At 59.5% G+C, this 20,369-nt stretch carries 14 protein-coding genes; all 14 read left to right on the top strand.

The window, feature by feature from the left end; genetic code table 11:
* Window positions 1–776: 776 nt before the first annotated feature.
* The 14 genes from VH599_04555 (at window position 777) to VH599_04620 (ending at window position 20,366) form a co-directional block, all read left to right on the top strand.
* Complete coding sequence (locus VH599_04555; protein HEY7347567.1) at window positions 777–1,298, top strand: hypothetical protein; 522 nt, start codon at window positions 777–779, stop codon at window positions 1,296–1,298.
* A 117-nt stretch (window positions 1,299–1,415) separates the two neighbouring features.
* Window positions 1,416–2,333, top strand: coding sequence for a formate dehydrogenase accessory sulfurtransferase FdhD (gene fdhD, locus VH599_04560; protein ID HEY7347568.1), 918 nt, complete (start codon window positions 1,416–1,418; stop codon window positions 2,331–2,333).
* A gap of 20 nt (window positions 2,334–2,353) precedes the next feature.
* Window positions 2,354–3,250: a helix-turn-helix domain-containing protein gene (locus tag VH599_04565; GenBank protein ID HEY7347569.1), complete on the top strand. Its 897-nt coding sequence runs from the start codon at window positions 2,354–2,356 to the stop codon at window positions 3,248–3,250.
* 39 nt (window positions 3,251–3,289) lie between these two features.
* Window positions 3,290–4,771, top strand: coding sequence for an aldehyde dehydrogenase family protein (locus tag VH599_04570; GenBank protein ID HEY7347570.1), 1,482 nt, complete (start codon window positions 3,290–3,292; stop codon window positions 4,769–4,771).
* A 105-nt stretch (window positions 4,772–4,876) separates the two neighbouring features.
* A complete protein-coding gene (locus tag VH599_04575) occupies window positions 4,877–7,153 on the top strand; it encodes a protein kinase (GenBank protein HEY7347571.1) in 2,277 nt (758 codons plus the stop codon).
* 132 nt (window positions 7,154–7,285) lie between these two features.
* Window positions 7,286–9,442: a protein kinase gene (locus VH599_04580; protein HEY7347572.1), complete on the top strand. Its 2,157-nt coding sequence runs from the start codon at window positions 7,286–7,288 to the stop codon at window positions 9,440–9,442.
* Window positions 9,443–9,546: 104 nt separating this feature from the next.
* Window positions 9,547–10,563: a hypothetical protein gene (locus VH599_04585; protein HEY7347573.1), complete on the top strand. Its 1,017-nt coding sequence runs from the start codon at window positions 9,547–9,549 to the stop codon at window positions 10,561–10,563.
* A gap of 118 nt (window positions 10,564–10,681) precedes the next feature.
* A complete protein-coding gene (locus tag VH599_04590) occupies window positions 10,682–10,975 on the top strand; it encodes an antibiotic biosynthesis monooxygenase family protein (GenBank protein ID HEY7347574.1) in 294 nt (97 codons plus the stop codon).
* 920 nt (window positions 10,976–11,895) lie between these two features.
* Entirely contained in the window at window positions 11,896–14,169 is a 2,274-nt protein-coding gene (locus tag VH599_04595; protein HEY7347575.1) for a hypothetical protein, read from the top strand.
* 20 nt (window positions 14,170–14,189) lie between these two features.
* Window positions 14,190–15,002: a hypothetical protein gene (locus VH599_04600; protein ID HEY7347576.1), complete on the top strand. Its 813-nt coding sequence runs from the start codon at window positions 14,190–14,192 to the stop codon at window positions 15,000–15,002.
* Complete coding sequence (locus VH599_04605; GenBank protein HEY7347577.1) at window positions 14,999–18,064, top strand: helicase-related protein; 3,066 nt, start codon at window positions 14,999–15,001, stop codon at window positions 18,062–18,064. Before VH599_04600 ends, VH599_04605 begins: the two co-directional genes overlap by 4 nt.
* A complete protein-coding gene (locus VH599_04610) occupies window positions 18,031–18,783 on the top strand; it encodes a hypothetical protein (GenBank protein HEY7347578.1) in 753 nt (250 codons plus the stop codon). The genes VH599_04605 and VH599_04610 overlap by 34 nt, the downstream gene beginning before the upstream one ends.
* A 127-nt stretch (window positions 18,784–18,910) precedes the next feature.
* Complete coding sequence (locus tag VH599_04615) at window positions 18,911–19,714, top strand: sigma-70 family RNA polymerase sigma factor (GenBank protein ID HEY7347579.1); 804 nt, start codon at window positions 18,911–18,913, stop codon at window positions 19,712–19,714.
* The gene (locus tag VH599_04620) at window positions 19,707–20,366 is read left to right on the top strand and encodes a hypothetical protein (protein ID HEY7347580.1); all 660 of its coding nucleotides are present in this window, start codon (window positions 19,707–19,709) and stop codon (window positions 20,364–20,366) included. Before VH599_04615 ends, VH599_04620 begins: the two co-directional genes overlap by 8 nt.
* Window positions 20,367–20,369: the final 3 nt, after the last annotated feature.

A 20,369-nucleotide genomic window follows, 5' to 3' on the forward strand; every position in this document is an offset into this window, starting at 1 on the left:
CTGGGCTGAGGGAATTAGTTTGATTTGCTTCATTAGTTTCCCAGAGGCGGCGTCTGCCGTTGCTGCCTCTGAGGATGCCACAGGAGAAAGAGTCGTATCTGAGATAGGCTCACTCTCCTCTGCTGTGGTCTGTGTTGTTGTTGTCCTATCTCCTGTTCTCTGGGTAGCAGAGAATTGTTTCAATAGCTCATACAAGGATGTCATCATCATCCACCTCCACCAAAAGGCAGCGCAGAGCCACCTGCTGGGAAACTAATGAAGCAAATCAAACTAATTCCGCAGGTGGCTCTACACCTGGCCTCATGCGAATCATCAGCGGGAAACTAATGTGAAGGAAATGGGAAACAAACCCACCATCGGAGGACGCCTCGGCGCTTGCAACCGTCGAGGAAAGCCAGCATAGGCATGGTTAGCAGGCGAACAAGGGCCAGTATTTTGATGTAACGCCGCTCGTCTCTTGACAAGGTAGAACAAATATTCTATTCTCGCATCAGACTGGACAGTTCCCTCTCACAGTTCCCTCGCCTGGCGCGCTGCGCCACCAAGCGTCACCTACAAACCCCCTGGCCTGTCCAGTTGGCAGCGCGCCAGGCATCCCCCCCTGGATCAAAATATGCGGTAGAGCCATCGCCTTCATGGGTTGGTTTCTGAAACTTGAGCATCATATCAATATTCTGAATAGAACTATTGACTTTTTCAATAAAGCATGTTATATAACTAAAGACCAATGACGAGCTGACCATCACGTAATGCTCCTAGAGAGCAGGAGGCATAGTATGACCGGGTGGCGCTTTCTCAAACATTCTCCGCAACGTCGCGCTTCTGACCGGCTCCCTCGCTATCTGCCAAGCAAGGGCCGCTGGAACGCGCCTGAACCTGTGAATCTGCGCACGAATCTCATCATCATTGGCTTTGGGCTGGCCCTGGGCGCTGGCTATATTTTGGAATTGATCTCTGGTAGATCAAGTGAGGCTGGCCTGTTCTTCTTGCTCGCCAGCGCGCTGCTCGGCCTGGGCGGCTTTTCGCTGTTCTTTGCATTAGGCCGGAGGCTTGCCAGCAGGCTAAGAGGTGTTAAAAAGCACTGCGGCTGCTGTCGCTTCTATGAGGTACGGAGCGGGCTGTACGTGATTGGCCGCTGTCAGGCCGACCCTTCCAGGAACATGGTTACTTGCGCCGATGGCTGCCGCTCATTCCGCTTTTCAGAGCGCGCGATGGTGCGCGAGCGTCTGGCGCAGCACCCCCGCATCCTCAAGCAGCTTCAGATTATCTGCGCCAGCGATGCGACAAAACAATCGTAAAAAGGTTTTCTTGTGTCCTTCACAAGCGCCTGTACTCGGACAAGCTGCCGGGTACAGGCGCTTGTGCTATACTACACAGAAAGATTCGCTTTCATCACATCGAAGACAGGTGCGCCCATGACCGATATGATGTCTGATGAGGCGCTGACCGCTCCCATCCGTTCGCCACTTGACCCGCTGCGTCAGGTGAGCGTCGAGGTGGTTCGCTGGTCAGGCACAGCCTCCAACCTGACCCATGATGAGGTCACTGCCGAAGAGCCGCTCGACATTCAAGCGCCCCCCGTCGAAGGCGCACCCGACCAGCCAGGGGCGACGCTGGCGGTCATTATGCGCACGCCAGGACACGATGAGGAGCTGGCCGCCGGTTTCCTCTACAGCGAAGGGCTGATTCGCGGCCCGCGTGAATTGGCTGGCTTTGCGCCTGGCAGCGACCCGGATGGCCTGCCCTCCGATAACGTTCTAGAAGTTCTCGCCGCGCCAGGCGTTGATCTTCAGCGCCGCGTCCAGGAGGAAGGCTACACGCGCCAGTTTGCGGTCAACGCGAGCTGCGGCGTTTGCGGCAAGAACAGCGTCGCCGCTGCCTGCGCGGCACTGCCGCCGCTGCCTGATGGCCCGCTGCGCATGGAACCGGCTGTTCTCTGCACGCTGTCTGATCGCCTGCGCGCCGGGCAACAGGTCTTCGAGCATACGGGCGGGCTGCACGCCGCCGGACTCTTCGATGCCGCTGGCAATTTACTGGCGCTGCGCGAGGATGTGGGCCGCCATAACGCTGTTGATAAACTGGTGGGCCGCGCGCTGCTGGATGCCGCGCTGCCTCTGGCCGAGCATGTCTTGCTGGTCAGCGGGCGACTTTCGTTTGAGATTGTCTTGAAGGCGCTGGCGGCGGGTATTCCGCTGGTTGCCGCTGTTTCCGCGCCCAGCAGCCTGGCCGTTGATCTGGCACTGGCGAGCAACATCACGCTGGTGGGTTTCTTGCGCGGCTCCAGCTTCAACGTCTACACCCATCCCTGGCGCGTCAGCATAACAGATCATTGAGGGCCGTAGAGGAGCGAGCGATGAGTACACCGCCCAAGCAGAACTTCGGGGATTTGTTTCGCCAATATCGCCTGACCAGTGGGCTGACTTCAGAAAAGCTGGCGAAGTGGGCCAGAACCACCGCCGATGCTCTTGCGCGGCTGGAGTCCGGGGTGAATATCCAGGTGACTCCCCAGGAGATTGAGCGCCTGGCTGATTTTCTAGGGCTTGATGACCGTGAACGCGCGAAGTTTTTTGCCGCTGCGCCGCTGGCCGCGTCTGCGCCCGCCGGACATGCGCCCACAGCCAAGGGGCTGCCCGCCATCCTGATCTTTCTGATTGCTGATGTGCGCGGCTATACTCGCTTCACTCTGGAGCATGGCGATGAGGCCGCCGCGCGGCTAACCACCCGCTTTGCCACCCTGGTGCGCGAAGGGGTCATGCTCCGACACGGCCATTTGATTGAATTACGTGGAGATGAGGCGCTGGCCTGCTTTAGCTCTGTCCGTCAGGCGCTTCAAGCGGCGATGGAGATGCAGGAACATTTTATCCAGGCAACCAGAGCCGACCCGCTGTTTCCGCTGCCTGTCGGCATTGGCCTGGACGCTGGCGAAGCGGTGCCAGTCGAGAACGGCTATCGGGGCGCGGCGCTTAATCTGGCGGCGCGGTTGTGCAGCCTGGCCGGTCCGGGCGAGATTCTGGTCAGCGAAATTATCACGCATCTGGCCCGCCGGGTTGATGGCCTGCGCTATCGCCCCTGGGGACAGGCCGAACTCAAGGGCTTTGACGAGCCAGTGCGCATCATTGCGGTCCAGCGTTCCGATCAGAACGACGAGCCAGTCTCCCCGCCGATCATCGAGCCTGCGCTTCCTGCGCCAGTGGTGGAAGCAGAGCAGCCGAACGCGCCGCTCGCGCCAGCCAGGGACGACGAGCCATGAGATGTATACACAGCAATCTGACGAGTGAGGATACGAGCCATGCCTGATACCTACAAAAACTATATCAAGGGCCGCTGGGTGGAGGCGCGCTCCGGGCGCACCTTTGAGAACCGCAATCCGGCCAACGGCGAACTGCTGGGACTCTTCCCCGACAGCGGCGCGGAAGACGTGAATGACGCCGCTGCCGCTGCGCGCGCCGCTTTCACTTCCTGGCGCGTGTATCCCGCGCCCAAGCGGGGCGAAATCCTCTTTCGCTTCGGCCAATTGCTGGCGGCGCACAAAGACGAGATCGCCCGGCTGATGACAATGGAGATGGGCAAGGTCTTGAAAGAGGCGGGCGGCGACGTGCAAGAGGGCATTGACATGGCCTTTTACATGGGCGGCGAGGGTCGGCGGCTCTTTGGCTTCGTGACGCCTGTGGAACTCCCCAATAAATCGGGCATGGCTGTGCGCGATCCAATTGGCGTGGTCGGCGTGATCACTCCCTGGAACTTTCCCATCGCTATTCCTTCGTGGAAGATGCTGGCGGCGCTGATCTGCGGCAATACCATCGTCTTTAAGCCTGCCAAAGATACGCCGTTGTGCGCGACAAAGTTTGTCGAGCTTTTAACCGAGGCGGGCGTGCCGGAGGGCGTGGTCAATCTGGTGCATGGCTCTGGCCCGAACGTCGGGATGCCTATTGTGCAGCACCCTGACGTGGATGTGATTACCTTCACCGGCTCCAACGAGACGGGGCGCGAGGTGAACGTCGAGGCGGCCAGACGCATCAAGCGCGTTTCGCTGGAGCTTGGCGGCAAGAACGCGATCATGGTGATGGACGACGCCGACCTGGACCTGGCGGTTGATGGCATCCTCTGGAGCGCCTTTGGCACCAGCGGCCAACGCTGCACCGCCGCCAGCCGCGTCATCGCGCATAGGGGCGTCCGCCGTGAACTGGAGGAGCGGCTGGTCGCCCGCGCTTCGGCGCTGCGGCTGGGCGATGGCCTGCTGCCAACGACGGATGTTGGCCCGGTGATTAACGAGGCGGCGATCAAGCGCATTGATAGCTATACTCAGATTGCTCGTCAGGAGGGCGCAGCGGTCCTGGTTGGCGGCGCGATTGCCCGCGAGGGCGAATTGGCGAAAGGCAGCTTCTATCGCCCCACGCTGTACAGCAATGTCCGGCCAGAGATGCGCGTGGCCCAGGAAGAGATTTTCGGTCCCTGCACCTCGATAATCGAGGTTGCCAGCCTGGAAGAAGCCATTCAGGTCAATAACGGTGTGGCCTATGGCCTGTCCAGTTCGCTCTATACCCAGGACATCAACGCTGTGCAGCGGGCGATGCGCGATGTGACCAGCGGCATTCTCTACATCAACGCCGGAACCATCGGCGCGGAGATTCAACTGCCCTTCGGCGGGACGCGCGGCACCGGCAACGGCCACCGCGAGGCTGGGCTGGGCGCTATCGAGACGTTCACCGAATGGAAGAGCATCTATATTGACTACAGCGGCAAGCTGCAACGCGCACAGATTGATGCCTGACGAAAAGGCCATGCGGCTTGACGGGTCAGTTGGGCCGCGCTACAATACGCGGCGCAAGCGGTAGATGGGTGTCGGGGGAATCTGCGCTGTGGGAGCGGCTTCAGCATGGCTGATCGTATCGGGCAACAGCTTGGTGATTATCGGTTGATTCGTTTGATAGGCAAGGGCGCTTTGGCGGAAGTCTATCTAGGCGAACACGCGCAAGAAGGCACGCAGGCCGCCGTCAAGGTATTTCATAAACGCCTGGAGGGCGAGGATGCGGAGCGTTTTCAAGAGGAGGCCCTCCGCGTGGCGCGCCTGAATCATCCGCATATCGCGCGCATCTTCGGGTATGCCGTTGAGGAGGGCGTGCCGTTTCTGGCGATGGACTACGCCCCCAACGGCGCCCTGCGCAGCCGGTTTCCCAGGGGCGATCCCCAGGCTCCGGGCGCGATTCTGCCCTACGTGTGGCAGGTGGCCGATGCCCTGCACTATGCTCACGGCCAGCATCTGGTTCATCGAGATGTCAGACCAGAAAATATGCTGCTTGACGCGCGCAACGAGGTCTTGCTCAGCGACTTTGGCATTGGGGCGGCCTTGCAGAGTTCGAGCTATCAGATGGCCCAGGAAATTGTTGGGACGGCAACCTACATGGCCCCGGAACAGATTGAAGGGCAGGCCCGCCCGGCCAGCGATCAATATGCCCTGGCGGCTATTATTTACGAGTGGCTGTGCGGCGTGCCTCCCTTCGAGGGGTCAGCCAAGGAAGTGATGGCAAAGCATCTCTTTACCGAGCCGCTTTCCCTGCATGGACGTGTGCGAACGATCTCCCCGGCGATAGAAGCGGTCATCATGGGGGCGCTCTCCAAAGACCCGGCGGATCGGTTCCCCAGCGCCCAGTCGTTTGCCGCTGCTTTTGATGAAGCCTGCCAGGCGGTGCCGGTGCTGCTGTTTATGGCCCCACGAGTGATTGAACCGCCTGAGCCAGAGGATGAGGAACTGGCTGAATCCACACAAACCATGTCCGCTATGCAAGCCGCGCCAGACGAGCCAGACGCGCCTGCTGTGTTGGATGTGCCAGCCGCGCCGGTTCTGCCGATTATACTGGCCCCGCCGCCTTCCAGCGCGGTTTCGCCTTCGGCGAATCCAGCAAGATGGCCCATGAACCCGGAACCTATCGTGGTCACGCCGAAGCCGTCGTTCTCTGGCCCTGGCGCTCCTCCTGCTGGCGAGCCTCCGCCCCCGTTCGACAAGGTAACGCGGGGAGCCTCCTGGCGCGAAGTCAACTGGATGCCGCCCGCCACACGTGATCCAGCGCCGCTGTTCCAGCCGCTGGAGGAGCCTCGCCCGCTTATTTCGCGGCGCACTATCCTCATTGGAGGCGTGGCGGGCCTGACGGTGATTGCTGGCGCGCTGACCTGGATGCAGATCAGCCAGCCGCGTGGCGCTGCGCCTGGCTCGGTCGGCCCGGCCACCACCAACACGCCCAGGGTGACGCCAAAGCCTGCCCGCACCCCGACGCCGAAGCCTGCTTCCCTGGGCACGACGCTTTTCACCTATCACGGCCATTCCGGCTTTCTGCGCGGCGTTTCCTGGTCGCCCGATGGCAAACGTATCGCCTCGGCAAGCGATGACCACACCGCCCAGGTTTGGGATGCCTTCAGTGGGGAGCAGCCGCTGACCTACAAGGGCCACAGCCGCGAGGTAATGGCTGTCGCCTGGTCGCCCTCCGGCAAATTGATCGCTTCAGGGGGCAAGGATCAAACGCTGAAGGTTTGGGACGCGATTACCGGCAAGACCCTGCACAGCTTTGATTTTGGACACTGGGTCATGGCCCTGGCCTGGTCGCCTGACGGCAAGCATCTGGCAGCCGGAAGCTGGGATTATACGGTGCAGGTGTGGAATACAACGACCTGGAAGCGCGTCCACAACCTCAACGCGCCCGGATGGGTCAACGCGCTGGCGTGGTCCTCGGATAACATCCACCTTGTCTCTGGCGACGGCGCGAAAGTGGCTGTCGTCTGGAATATTTCCACAGGCGGCAAGATTCTCACATACCGACGCCACACCGCCGCTGTCCTTGCTGTGGCCTGGGCGCCCGTTGGCAATCAGATTGCATCTGGCGCAGACCTTCCCGATACGACGGTGCAATACTGGAATCGCTTGAACGGAGCGCGGCTCTGGAGCGCAAAGATGGAAACGCCTGCAACTTCGCTGGCGTGGTCGCCCGATGGGAAGCGGCTGGCTGCGGGCGGCGGCAGTGCCTCTCTGCTGAATCCCGCGACGGGAGCGCAGCTTTTCACCTATCAGGGAGACGGCTCGGCGCTGGCCTGGTCGCCTGATGGGAAGTATATCGCCTCTGGCGGCCAGCCGACCACTGTGCAGGTCTGGCAAGCGATATAGCGTCGTCGCTTTTTGCGAGCGTCCATCTCTTCTGCTCGTTTGACAGGCTTGCTCGATAGCCCTACAATATTGATTGGCAGATCGGTTGTAGCCGATCAGGGCTGAGTAGGTTTCCAAGGAGCATGGAAGATCATGGCCGCTTCTCTGTTTTGCCCCCAGTGTGGGGCGATGAATCCGCCGGAAGAGAAAACCTGTTTCGCCTGTGGACATTCCCTCGCTGATCCCACGCCCGCAGCGATGAGTGCGCCAATGGGGCAGCGCCTGATCCGGCAGCGTTATCGGCTGCTGCGCCAGATTGGCGTGGGGGGTTTTGGCGCGGTCTATAAGGCTGAAGATACCGCGTTAGGGAACCGGCTGGTCGCCGTCAAAGAGATGAGCGCGGGCGGCCTGACCTCGGAGGAACAGCGCGAGGCCACCGAAGCGGTCCACCAGGAAGCTTTGCTGCTGGCCCGGCTGTCGCATCCCAACCTGCCGCGCATCTACGAGCAGTTCGAGGAAGCCGGGCGCTGGTGTCTGGTGATGGAGTTCATCGAGGGCCAGTCGTTGGATGACTATCTGGCGCAGCAGGGCGGACGCCTGCCAGTAGCCGAGGCGCTCCAGATTGGCCTGCAACTGACGAAGGTGCTGGGCTATCTGCATAGCCGCCAGCCGCCGATTGTCTTTCGTGACCTGAAGCCATCCAACGTGATGCGCACACCTGACGGGCAGGTGTACCTGATTGACTTTGGGATTGCGCGCCTGTTCAAGCCAGGGCAGCAGAAAGATACGATGGCCTTTGGATCGCCAGGGTATGCCGCGCCGGAGCAATATGGCAAGGCGCAGACGACGCCGCGCTCGGATGTCTTCAGCCTGGGCGCGCTGCTGCATCATCTGCTTACCGGCAACGACCCGTCCGAAACGCCCTTTCGCTTCAAGCCGCTGACCATGCCCCGTCCCGCCGGGCTTTCAACCCTGATCCAGCGCATGGTTGATCTGGATACGGCCAGACGCCCGGCCACGATGGAGCTTGTCCGGCATGACCTGGAGCGTATGGCGAGCGATCAGGCGCCCTGGCGCACTGAAGACGCTGGCCTGGCTCAGTCGGGTGTGTATATCACGCCTGCGAGCGCGCAAGCTACAGGCGGCTATCCGCGCCTGGCCCCTGCGCCCCCTTCCTGGCAGGGCCAGAACGCCTTCCAGCCTGTTCAGGGCGGGCCAGTGCTGCAACCGCCCCCAACTAAGCAGAAAAGCAAGAACTGGGGGTGGGTGATGATTATCGTGCTGGCAAGCTGTGTTCTTTGCCCGGCCTTGTTTGGCCTCATAAATCATACCAATACATATACGTCTACATATCCATCAGACCCGTTCCCGAACGGGGACGGGTACGATTATACCCCCAACACTTACACGCCAGTTACCTCTGATTTCGTACCAGTCTACGCGCTGTCCTGGTCGCCCGACGGCCACCAGATCGCCTCCGGTGGAGCCGATGGCAAGATTGCCATCTGTCAAATAGCCCACTCCTGCAATCAGCCGACTAATTTTAGCACGAACCTCGCTGCGGTCATCACTCTGGATTGGTCGCCAGATGGTCAGTATATCGCCGTAGCGGGCGATGCAGGTAAGGTGCAAATCTGGCGAGCGAGCGGAAACCTTGTCAAAAGCTTCAGTGCCTCCTCTGCTCATATTAACGCGCTCTCCTGGGCCTCCGATAGTAAACACCTTGCCCTGGCGAGCCAGGATGGGACAATGCAGGTTGTTGATGCGCTGACTGGAGGCGATCCCGTTGTCTACCAGTCGGGTGGCGATCCAGTAAGGATGGTGGCGTGGTCGCCAGATGGCAAGTATATCGCCTCCTCCAGAGGCGATCAAACGGTGCAGGTCTGGGACAGCAAGACGAAGAAAGCTGCCCATGTCTATCATGACGACAAGGGGGTGATAGAAGTCATCGCCTGGTCCCCCAATAGCAAGCGAATTGCATCGTCCGATTCCTCCCGTCAAGTTCAGGTCTGGGATGCTCTGACAGGCGGCAATCACTTTACCTACACAAGTTCCGACGGTGTGGTCGATGCGATTGCCTGGTCGCCCAATGGCCGCTATCTGGCTTCGGGGAATGAAAGTTATACTGTACAGGTATGGGCGATGGGCAACAATAAGCCGCTCTTCACCTACACTGGGCATACAAGCGTTATCCGCGCAGTAGCCTGGTCGTCTAATAGCGAGCGTGTCGCTTCGGCAAGTTATGATGGAGCGGTGATGATTTGGGATGCCCTGACCGGAAAGAATGTCGTTGCGTATCAGCAGCCCTAGCGGTAGCTTCGGTGCAGCGGCGTGCGCGCTGGCGAGCGGCTGGCCGCCTGGAAGGCGGCGCTACAAGTGGCAGCCGCCGATATTCAGGGGGAGGGGGCCGAAAGATGGCATCTGGCGATTGGATCGGTCTGCTCAGCGATCAGGCATCCATAGACGCCAATCGCTATGGGCAGATGACCCCCTGGCAGCGCGGGTACCTGAAGCCGCCGTCGCTGGTGGGTTCGCTGATTGCGCTGGCGGTGGTCGGCGCGGTGGTTGTGCCGCTGGACCTGTCCATTCTGGTGAATATCGGCGGGGAACTGCTGCGCAGCGATACCACGCTGATCGAACGTCTGATACTCCTGGTATTGCTCCTCTTCTTGCTCGCGGCTGCGTCAGCGTTCCTGCTGGTTCCCGTGCGCGATCTGCTGCGCAAGCTTCGCCTGCGGCGCGATCTGACGGAAGGGTACATTGTGCAGGAAGACGGCCAGATCGCCTTTTCCGCCAGGGGCGGGTATGTCGCGCGAGCCTCCGGGCGCACCCTGCGCGGTATTGACGGCGGCAAGGTGGTTCGCCTGACGCCGGGGATGTATCGCTTCTACTATCTGCCGCGCTCGCGCCGTGTCCTTTCTGCCGAGCGACAGATGCTCTTCGAGTCAGGCGGCCCCCAGGCGGGTCTGCTGCTGGCGCTGTCGCAGACGAATAACTTCAGCCTGGATGAATTGGACACCAATCGCCAGGGGCGGGCATCGAATCGGCAGCGGGTCCGGCTGGTGGGCAGGCTGGTAGTCTTATTGGTGGTGATGGGGCTTATCGTGGTCGGCTCGATCTGGCAGCTTGATTCGCTGCTGCACACTGCCCCGTGGAGCTTTTTAGTGCTGGGCGGGTTCCTGGTTCTATTCCTTGTTATGACCTATCAACGCTGGTTGGACCTGCTGGAAGGCCGCGTGGCGCTGCTGGAGGGATATGTGGAGGCGGTAGAAGACTCCGACGGTGAAGGCGTCACGTACCATTATGTGCTGGGTAGACAACGGTTTATGGTGAGCGGAACTGCCTACAAGGCGCTGGCCGCAGGGGTGCGCTATCGCCTGTACTATCTGCCGCACAGCAAGAGGCTCGTCAGCATCGAGCCGCTGCCCTAGCCGAGATGGTACGATAGGTGCAGGGCTATAATGGCCGCCGCATGTGCCAGTGTCTTGCTCAGGCGTCGGCGGCGCGTCCGTAAAGCAGAACGATCTGCACCAGAAGGGATAAAAGCGCATGTTTATTGCGGTGACACGAGTCAAGCTCCCGAAGGAGCCAATGCAGCGGATGGCAGAGGGTTTCAGGAGGAACGCGCCTGATCTGAAGGGGTTCCCTGGTTTCCTGGGCCTGGAACTGTGGACTAATGAGGACACTCTGGAGGCGGTTTCGCGCTGGGAGTCGCGGGAGGCGATGGAAGCCTACAGCAAGAGCGGCATGTTCCAGGCGCATCACGGGCGGGAAACGGGCGCTGGCGCTCAGGGGCCAGGCGCGGGCCAGGTAGAGTATTACACGGGCGAGACGCTGGTGTAACCAGATGGGAGCTTCCCAGGCGGCATGGCGCGCCTAAGCGGGTTAGCGTGGCGGGGCCATCAGGTCGCGTACTTCTGCGGGACTGTGCTGCTCCCATTCGGTGCGCGGCAGTTGCGTGGGAATGAGTGTGAATGGCCCGGACCACTAAAAGTCGTAGAAAACTCGTAGCTTGACTCGGAATTTTGGGCTGTCCTTTGCCTCGCTGACGTGTTATGATACCGCCTATTATCGCAGAGGCCAGGAACCAAGGGCACTGGAACGCCCTGGTGGACCTGCTGCGCGTCCAATCCCAACTGCGGGTGCAGCAGAGACGGTGGCTGGAGGCACAGTAACAGGTGGCCTGAACTCCTGCTATGCCCCACCAACACTGTGACCTGTGGCGCACATTAGAAGACCTGAACGCCACGGAGCGGACCATGTATGAATTGGATCCTGCAAAGATCACCACATGACCGTCCGTAAGCTGGCGCTGACCAATCTGGTCATGTAGACACGGGACCGCTATTTTCCGCCGATCTACGCCCAGGCGACCTGGCAGCGGCTCTGGCCGTTCTTCCAGTTGCCCAGTCTGGTGACGATTGACCAGCAGGCGGTGCGAGTCACCTTGCGCCCGTTCACTGATCGCCGCCTCACCGAAGACGTGACGAGGCTCTGCGCACGCGTGAGCCAAGCAGCACCGCCCTTGCCTGACGGTCGGCAGGTGCTCTTCACCGTGGGAGCCATCCATCGTCCCATTCTAGATCAGTACAAGCGTTGGGTGGCCTGAGACCCTGTAATGTGATAATCCCTCTCTAACACAGCCCTCATCGGCGTATTTCTGTTTTTCCCTTGCTGTGCTGTATGAGAGAAATAGAGGGAGCCATTCCTCAGATCATGATTTGGTATAAGAGCACGCCTGATAAGCAGGGCAGGAGGAGCCTTTGAACATTCTGGATCAACGCATGGACGATCTCGCACAAACCCATCATGTGCCTCTCCTCAAGGCTGTGCTGGCAGCTCTGGAGAGCCATAATCCCTTTGCCTGGCATAAAACCGCTGGGCGTCTGATGCTCGATGTTGACAGCATCACGCAGAAAGTGCTCGCCAAACCCTGGCGGGATACAGACCTGCTGACGCCAGCGCCCCAGGGAAGTGCGCGTAGCTCCACGCTGCACATGGCGCCTGAAGCGCGAGATGAGCTGCGCCATCTGCTCCAGCAGATTCAAGGCAGGCTGGCACAGCATTTGGAAGCACTGGCGGGCCTTCAGCACCTCTCGGTTCAAGACCTGGCGCGCCAGCGCATGGGCGCACTCCAGCAGATTCCTCCTTTTGGCGCCCTTGCCCAGGAGATTCCCGCAGAGTTGAAACGCCCCTTCAGCGCCAGCCGCAAGCGGCTCACTTTCATCCGTCCAGCAGACGGCACAACTGCACATCAACTGCTTCCTGGCAAGGGAGCCATTCCTTCAACAGGGCACAGCCCGCTGTTGTCCTGGCACAAGCTGACCATGACGATTCAAGAGCCTGATGATGTGATCGAGCAATTGGCCGAGGCGGTACGTATCAAGCTGGAACAGGTACTCGAGCCATCCGATTACGAAGAACTGCACGAGCGCATCAAAGAGCAGGCCGCCTCGCCAACCTCCGAACTCACCAGACTCGTGCGCATCATTGCCACCGAAACAGTTGGGCAGTTAAAAAAAGAAGCCTGCCTCTCCTATCTCGGCTTCCTGGAGGAGCAGATGGACGAGCGCAACCGGATGCGGCCCGCGCTGCGCGAACTGCTGCGCCGTCTCCGGCTCCTTCAAGCGTACCTGCGCCGCGAAGATAAAGCGGACACGATTTATGAGGTGACGTATCGAGGCCAGACGATGGATCTGCGCTCTGTGTTTGCCCAGGCCACGGCGTTTTCAGATTTGCCCGTGTTCCCCCTGGTGGATGGATCGCTGGGCGAAATCACCAACCAGGGCACCCATACCTACGTGTTTGGCATGAAGCTCAAGCTGAACGGAAAGGTTGCCCGTTATGACAACCTATCATCGTTTGACTACCACCTGGCGCTGCTGCAAAAACGTTATCAGGCTCAGCCTGAGCATCTGGTGCGCCTGGCGATTCTGTACCACCTCATCTTCTCCCGCTTCGGCGACTCCAGCTATGACCCCATCGCGGCGCTGGAGCAAGAAGTTCTTCCTGTCTTGCAGCGTGATACCGCCTCACCTGATGGGCAAGCAGCGGTTGAGCGCCTCTTTGTCAGCCTTGCCAACACCTGTCTGTCAGCGCGTGGAGAGGTGAATGCGCTGGCGGCTGCCCTGCGTGGTGTGGTGAGGCAGACCACGCAAGCCACCAGCCAGCGTTGGGATGTCGCGCTCAGCGTCCGCGAGGGCATCCTGGAAAGCACTCCGACTACGCTTCTGGACGAAGGGCGGCTCTTGCGGCAGGTGTTTGCCTCAGATCGCAAAGAGTATCTTGCCTATCTGGAAGTGGGCGAGCCTCAAGTGACCAGCCACACGCTTCTGACACTCCGGGCGCAGATCGCTTTTGATGCGTTGCACTGCTTTGAGGCCGAGGGTCAGGTAGAAACCTGTGACATTGGATACGATGCCGACGGGTGGACCATCCTCCCCGTCTTTCTTTCCGTCCCTTCGGAGCCACTGGGCCAAGCAGATTTGACCAGCACCCCAAATAGCCCACCACGCCCTGGATTGATGCTCCAATGCGCTGCTCAGATCAATCATAATGGAAAGCTCCTGTCAGCCCATGCCTCCTCGACTACGGATTGGTTTGTCTATCGCTACGTCGTCACCCTGCTGGCCTATCTGGGCATCCGACTGCTGGCCTCCTTTGGACCAGACCCGACGCGGTTGTTCATCAGCCTTGCCCGGATGCACCGCATCAGCGAGCAAGAAGGCAAAGATGGCGACCCAGAAAGCTTTCTGGCTGACCTGAGCAAGGTACTTGCCCAGATGCTCGGCGTTGATTACCTGGCAAGCGCCCAGGGGCTGCTCCAATCAACGGTTGACATCTACAAGGCCGCAATGCCGCCACCTCTTTGTACGCGCCCTTGCCAAAAGTGTTCACGCTCCAGCAGGCGCCTCCCGATGTCCTGCCGCGCCTCGCGCTGGTGGTTGTTTCCAGCCGCGAAAGCGACAGCCTGCGCCAGAGCAGTCCAGACACCCAGGAGCGGCTTTCCACCGTCTATGGCGAGGTTGTCGGCATAGATCGTCTGGATGAGCGCCGTATGCGAGTGCAGCGGCGCGCTACCTTCAGCGGAACCTATCCGGCCCAGGACCTCTATACCAACCCGACCATCATCCTGGACCAGATGCATCATCTCTATCAAGCCGGGTATCGCCATATCCTGTATGTGGCGCAAGCGCCCTACAGCAGCACCCTGCACATCACCCGCAAGGGACAGGACCGCGCGGTGGCAGGCCAGGATGATGACAGGCTGTTCTTCCTCTCGCGCCAGATCATCACCCGCTGCCTTCAGGAAAAGCCAGGGCTGCACATTTATCCCGTCTTCCGCGATCAGTACCACGCAATGAAGCTGGCCCGCGATCTGGGGGCCGATACCCTCTATATCCAGGATCTGGCCGAACTCACCCAGGTGGTGGATGACCGCAGCCAGGCGCAGCAAATGGTCGTGTTCCTCAACCTATTCAGCGGACACACCAACGTCGCCAGCCGGGATAGGGCAGATAAATACAATGGGGTCGTCTCCTACGCGACCCTGCTCAATATCTACGGCGGCGTTCTCAACGAGCGTGATCTGCGGGCAGCCTTGATCCATGATGAAGGGGGGAAGAATCCCCTGAAAAACCTGCTGGTGCTCTACCTTACCCTCTTTCACCTCTCGCGCTACGAGAAGCAGGAGCGGGGGCCAATTGCTATCAAGCTCAATCCCTATGAAGCCATCATCGGGGATGAATCGGTTGGCGCCGCTGCCGCTCAGCCGCATGCCAATCGCGCCTTGCGCTTTAATTTCCTATCTTTCCTGACGATGGTGCGCAACGACATCCTGGCTGCGCCAGAGAAACGAGGCGTGCAATGATTGATCCACTGGTTGAGGACGCCGGGCGTCTTTTTGAGGCCGGATTTATGCTGGGGGTCATTCGCGCGCTGGGGACGCTTCCCACGCCACCACCAGCCCTGGAGTTCTATCGGGCACAGCGAGAGAGCTATCCGCTCCCCCAGGTTATTGATCGCTTTGTCCGCCGGGTGCCATCCCTGAGCGTGCGCGATGCCGGGCGGGTACTGGCGCGCTACTACCTGTTCAAAGGCCACGTCTCTGGCCTGACTTTCTTGAATGAGTACCTGGATGCGCTGGTCGCCCAGGCAGGCGAAGGGACACGCAAACAAGAACGTGCCAGGCGCGAGCTACAGGTGCGCTATTGGCAGTGCTCGCTTCAGGGACGCAATCGGTTGGAGGAACCTTCAGAGCAAGCACGGGACGAGCAATATACCTGCTGGTTGGAGCAGCTTGGCGTACCGCTCAGCGCCATCTGGGAGGCGGAGCGGAAGGGTGGCGGCTTCCTCAATGCAGACCTGCTGCTCTGGGTGCAGCATGCTCACAACACGCGCCATGATATTCTCGTGATAGACACCTCTATCGCTACAGCCGGAAGCCGCCACCTCGCCACCGACCTGACGATTGGCGGGGAACTGCTGCGCATGCTGGAACGCGATGTCAGCTATCTCGCGGAAAAAGGAGCCTTTTCCCGGCTTGCCATCGAGACGGGCGCCGAAACTGGCCCGCTGTTCACCCGGCAGCTTGTGCCGTATTTTACGGCCTTTGCTAGCAGCGATAAGGAAAGCTCCAAGCTGATCCAGGCCGCCAGCTATGCCCAGAGCTTTTATCACTTTGTTCGTCGTTCCAACCTGCTGCAACCTGATGCGCCCCTCTCCTTTCACGTCGTTGGCTATTCTGGGCGCGGCATCAGCAGTATGACCCTGCGCCCAGATCAGGAGGAAGTGCTGGAGGCATGCGCCGAAACCTACCGCCGGGGAAAATATGACCAGCCTGAACTGGAGCAAGCAGCACGTCTGGAAGAGGCACGCAAGCGGGTCTTTCAGGTCATTCAACGCAAAACGGCGCTGCTCTTTCAGGATGGCAAGACGTTTATGCAGAAGCTGACCGAGCAGCTTCCCGCCAGCGGCGGTATCGAACACACCGAGACTCTGGCCGGATTGTTTCAGAACACAACCATGCTCCCCCCAGAGGCAACCCTGCGCCGCTATGATCTAGCCCCGGCAGACCTGGTGCGACACAGCAAAAGCGGCGTCCCGGATACGCGCGCGGCGCATGCCGAACTGGTCTGGCGTGCCCTGGAATCTGGACGCCGCTACCTCTTCTTGACTGGCAACCCCGGCATCGGCAAGACAACGACGATTGCCACCTATCTGAAAAAACGCTGCCACGAGGAAGGTTATCTCCTGCTCTACGCCAGCCCGCGCAAAGCCGTCAATCGTGATATTCTGGAAAAATTCAAAGCAGCGCCCCAGGAGGCAAGCAATGGCGCAGAAGCATTTTACAGCGATCAGTTTCTTGGGCTGAGCGCCAACGCCGCTTTGATCCGCAGTGCCGGTGGTCGGCCCACCGTCGAGTATGTCGGCGCTTCGGCGCGCCTGCCGCTTCAACCTCGTGGGGTGCAGTTTCTTTCCAGCGAAGCGGTCGAGCGTCTGAACCAGAATCCCGCCGCTGGTGGGCAGAGGCGATTGGCGCAGGTGGCTGAGGATACGCTGCGCGACAAAGGCATGCAGGGGGCTGGAGTCGTGAAGAGTATTTGTACTGCCATTGGCGCCGCGCTAAGTACCACACAGCCCAATGCCCTTGCCGCTGCACTGGCTATTCAGGCCCTCAAACGCGACGACCAGGGCCGCGACACGCTGGAACACCTCCGCGAAATCTTTGGCAGCGCCTACAGCCGTAAGGATAACCGCTTTCTCCCTGACCAGATGTGCGCGCTGGCAGCGACGACCCGGCATATCATTATCATGATTGATGAGATTACGGGGGATGACTCTGGCTACGAGTTCTTCCGGCGCGTGGCCGAATGGCTGAAGGAGCTGCGCCTGGAGCAGTATGGCTTTCGCACGACCATCATCGTTTCCGATGCCTCCATTACCGGCGTCGAGGTGGCGCGTGCGCATTTCGCGCTCGACCAGCGCGAGCCGGACGCCCGGAAAATCTACCTGACCACAACGCCCCACCATCAGGATCAGGCTGCGGAAGCCGTTTCGCTGCTTCCCTTCAGCTTCGAGCAGGAGGGCGCGGACGATGCCTATCTGGTCAACAGCAACTCCTATCCAGCCAGCACGCTGCATCTGCGCTATCAGGTCTGCCTGGATACCCTGGAACTGTCGGATGAGCTGACACGCACCGAACAGCGTGAACTGCTTTCAAGCTGGAGGACGCAGCGGCGCATCGATCAGTGCATCGTTCAGGATGTTTGCTCACTCCTGGAGAAGCGGGACAACGAAGAGCAAATCATCGTGTATGTCCAGGATAAAGGGCGGCTGCAAGGCATCATTGAAGCTATCCGCAAGCAGCAAGAGCAGGTCGGGAAAACCTTTACCAGGCACGAACACTACGTCGAGATTCACGCCGATAGCTCAGAGAGCGAGCGCGCTTTTATCGAGCGAGCGGAGGACCGTGACCGTTTCGCCATCGTGTTCATGACGTCTTCGGCCAGCCGGGGGCTGACCTTCTCCAAAGCCAGGCATATCCTGGTGGACGTAGCGCGTTTCAATATCGAAACCAACTTGATGGAGATTATCCAGGTTCTCTATCGCGGGCGCGGTGGCTCCTACGACCTGGGAGAGAAACACGTGACCTTCTACCTGTCTGATCGCGTGGTCATCCATCCAGATCGACGAGAGAGCTGTCTGCGCGAAGGACTGATGAGCCTGATGACCATGCTAAGCCTCCTCAAGATGTGTGTGATGACCCGCATTGCTGGCGCGGCGCCACTGCGAGATCGAGCAGTGAGCCTGATCCCCATCGGGGGAAATCGGTCTCTGGCGCCGGGCAAGCCTACCACCATGATGTTGCTGCCTTCGAGCGCGCTTTGCGCCAGCAGATGCGCGGAGCGCGCAGCAATGACTGGGCGCTGACGACCTTGCACAAAGCCATCAGCCGCCTGATGGACCACGCTGAGATTCGCCTGCCTCCTGGACCTGGCTCCTACCTTTCGCTCTATCAGGGGGCCTCCGAGGGACGCCTGGAGCAGTGGATGCTCAGCGATGAGCTGGTGGAAGAGGCGTATGTCCTGGGGAATCTGCTGATAGTGCCAGTAGATGCGGCGGTTGAGACCACCCATCATCTGGGCATCTCGCGCGAGATTGCTGCCGTTGCCAATGAGCAAACGCGTAAGGCCCTCTGTCATGTGCTCAACCACCCCCGTGAGTATTCACAAAGCGTGGTTGATGGTGCGAAAGCATTTCGTCAGTTGCTCAAGGAAGTGGAGGACGCCGAGCGTTCGCAGCGACTGGAACATCGTGGCGGGATACAGCGCGGTTATCATGTCGTTCCCCTGGCGATGTTTGTGGCAAAAGGGCCGATTGCCGCGTATTGTCAGGAACTGGCCGAGCGGGAAGAGGACGAGCAAGCCGCGCTCCTGCGCAGCGCGCTGATTCATTACGTTCGGGACAGCTATCCCATTGATACCTTACTGCCCATTGGAAGTTGGTATAGCCGCTTCCCGTTCCTGCTCATCACCAGCCAGGACTTGCAGGCGCTGCGGGCCAAGACCTTTCAGGCCGGGCATACCCTGATGTCGCGCGAGATGAACCTGCTCACCCTGCTGCTCTCTGACGAGAAACAAAATACTTAGTACAGAGGTTCTATTGACACTGTTCTGCTCGCCTCCTATACTCGACATTGCCTCACAGCACAGTGGCCGCGCCTCCAGCAGCCCCGGAACCTTCCTTCGCCGCCTGGAGTGGCAGCCTGTGGCAGCAATGATGAAGGAGCGAGTCGTGGAAGGCGAGCAGGACGACTATTTAGCAGCACGGCAGGCTGACTTTGAGCAGCAATTTCAGGCACTGCCAGCCGCTGGCACAGCCGCCTATTGGCAGCGCGTAGAGACATTCGGGGCAGGCGCGTTGCTCCTTGAGGTACTGAGCCGCTGCCTGCGCGAACGGTTGCGCGCGGGGGCCAGACGAGACGCAGAACGTATTTTTGATGTGATCATCCCCCACGTGCGGAAAACGATTCAATTCTGGATCAAGATATTCGACAGCCAGACCCCTGGTGGCATCAATCAAGAAGTCGCTAAGGATTTAGCATCAGAGTGTTATCTCGCGCTCTGGAGAGAACTTGCCAATGCTCCAGACACCTTCTTGCTCAAGGGCTTTCGCAAGAAGCTCAAGTGGATCATACATCATGTCGCGCATACATTCTTAGAACAAGAAGGAGTGTGGCAGCGCAAAGGGGTTAAAGACCCGACGCGCGTACCCATCACTGAACAGGACAGCATAGACGTCAGCCGAGATGAGGAAAGCACCACTGGGCTGCTCAGTCTGACTGATTCGCACAGTCAGCCCTTCGGGGAGGAAGAAGTACGTATAGATATAGAGGAGTTCCTGGCACAGCTTGATCCTAAATCACGACAGATGTTCTACAGATACTTTTATGCTGGTTATACGCAGCAGGAAATTGCCAATCTGCTTCACATCACCGACAAAACGGTGCGTGAGCATCTCAAAAGAATCGTGGACGAACTGCGCACATATCTAGGGGGCGAGGAGGAGTCACGTGGCTAACTCACAACACGATCAGCCTACCGGCGCAGACTACCAGCGGCAATATGAACTGGATCATATTACTGCCCAATATGAGGACGAGTACTACGCAGGAAAATCCCCCAAAATCGCAGAGTATATACAGCGTTACCCACAGTTTGCCACAGAATTAATGGAGTTTGCCCTCTTCTTCCATACCATAGGAGCAGCAGAAGAAGAACCTGATCCTGTGCCTTCCCCTGAATTCACTGCTGCCGAGCAAAAAGTACGCGCCCTCATCCAGGCGGAATCCGCCTCCTTCCAACATGCTGCCATCGAAGGATTAGTACAGCAGGGCCTCTCAGTTGGCTATCTGCCACCAAAATTGGCTGAGGCACTGGGCATCAGCCGGGATGTCCTGGCAAAGCTGGAGGCCCACGCTGTTGCAGCCAGTACCATTCCCCGTACCTTCATTCAGCGAGCGAGCAAAATCCTCCAGGTTGTTCCCGAAGCGATCATCGGCTTTCTCCAGGGAGCTACCCCAGCACAAGCCGGGGGATTTTTCTATGCCGATCAGGCTCCTCAGCAAGAACAAGAAGCTTTTCTAGAAGCCATCCAGACAAGCCCCCGGCTCACAACTGAACAAAAACAAGAATGGGCTGAGATCGTTGCGCGAGACCTATCAGACGCCTGAAGT

The organism is Ktedonobacterales bacterium (genome assembly GCA_036557285.1).
Classification (GTDB): Bacteria; Chloroflexota; Ktedonobacteria; order Ktedonobacterales; family DATBGS01; genus DATBHW01.

Excerpts from the sequence above, each read along its gene's own strand:
- VH599_04555 (HEY7347567.1), top strand. The coding sequence starts at position 777 with ATGACCGGGTGGCGCTTTCTCAAACATTCTCCGCAACGTCGCGCTTCT.
- fdhD (HEY7347568.1), top strand. The coding sequence starts at position 1,416 with ATGACCGATATGATGTCTGATGAGGCGCTGACCGCTCCCATCCGTTCG.
- VH599_04565 (HEY7347569.1), top strand. The coding sequence starts at position 2,354 with ATGAGTACACCGCCCAAGCAGAACTTCGGGGATTTGTTTCGCCAATAT.
- VH599_04570 (HEY7347570.1), top strand. The coding sequence starts at position 3,290 with ATGCCTGATACCTACAAAAACTATATCAAGGGCCGCTGGGTGGAGGCG.
- VH599_04575 (HEY7347571.1), top strand. The coding sequence starts at position 4,877 with ATGGCTGATCGTATCGGGCAACAGCTTGGTGATTATCGGTTGATTCGT.
- VH599_04580 (HEY7347572.1), top strand. The coding sequence starts at position 7,286 with ATGGCCGCTTCTCTGTTTTGCCCCCAGTGTGGGGCGATGAATCCGCCG.
- VH599_04585 (HEY7347573.1), top strand. The coding sequence starts at position 9,547 with ATGGCATCTGGCGATTGGATCGGTCTGCTCAGCGATCAGGCATCCATA.
- VH599_04590 (HEY7347574.1), top strand. The coding sequence starts at position 10,682 with ATGTTTATTGCGGTGACACGAGTCAAGCTCCCGAAGGAGCCAATGCAG.
- VH599_04600 (HEY7347576.1), top strand. The coding sequence starts at position 14,190 with ATGCGAGTGCAGCGGCGCGCTACCTTCAGCGGAACCTATCCGGCCCAG.
- VH599_04605 (HEY7347577.1), top strand. The coding sequence starts at position 14,999 with ATGATTGATCCACTGGTTGAGGACGCCGGGCGTCTTTTTGAGGCCGGA.
- VH599_04610 (HEY7347578.1), top strand. The coding sequence starts at position 18,031 with ATGCGCGGAGCGCGCAGCAATGACTGGGCGCTGACGACCTTGCACAAA.
- VH599_04615 (HEY7347579.1), top strand. The coding sequence starts at position 18,911 with ATGATGAAGGAGCGAGTCGTGGAAGGCGAGCAGGACGACTATTTAGCA.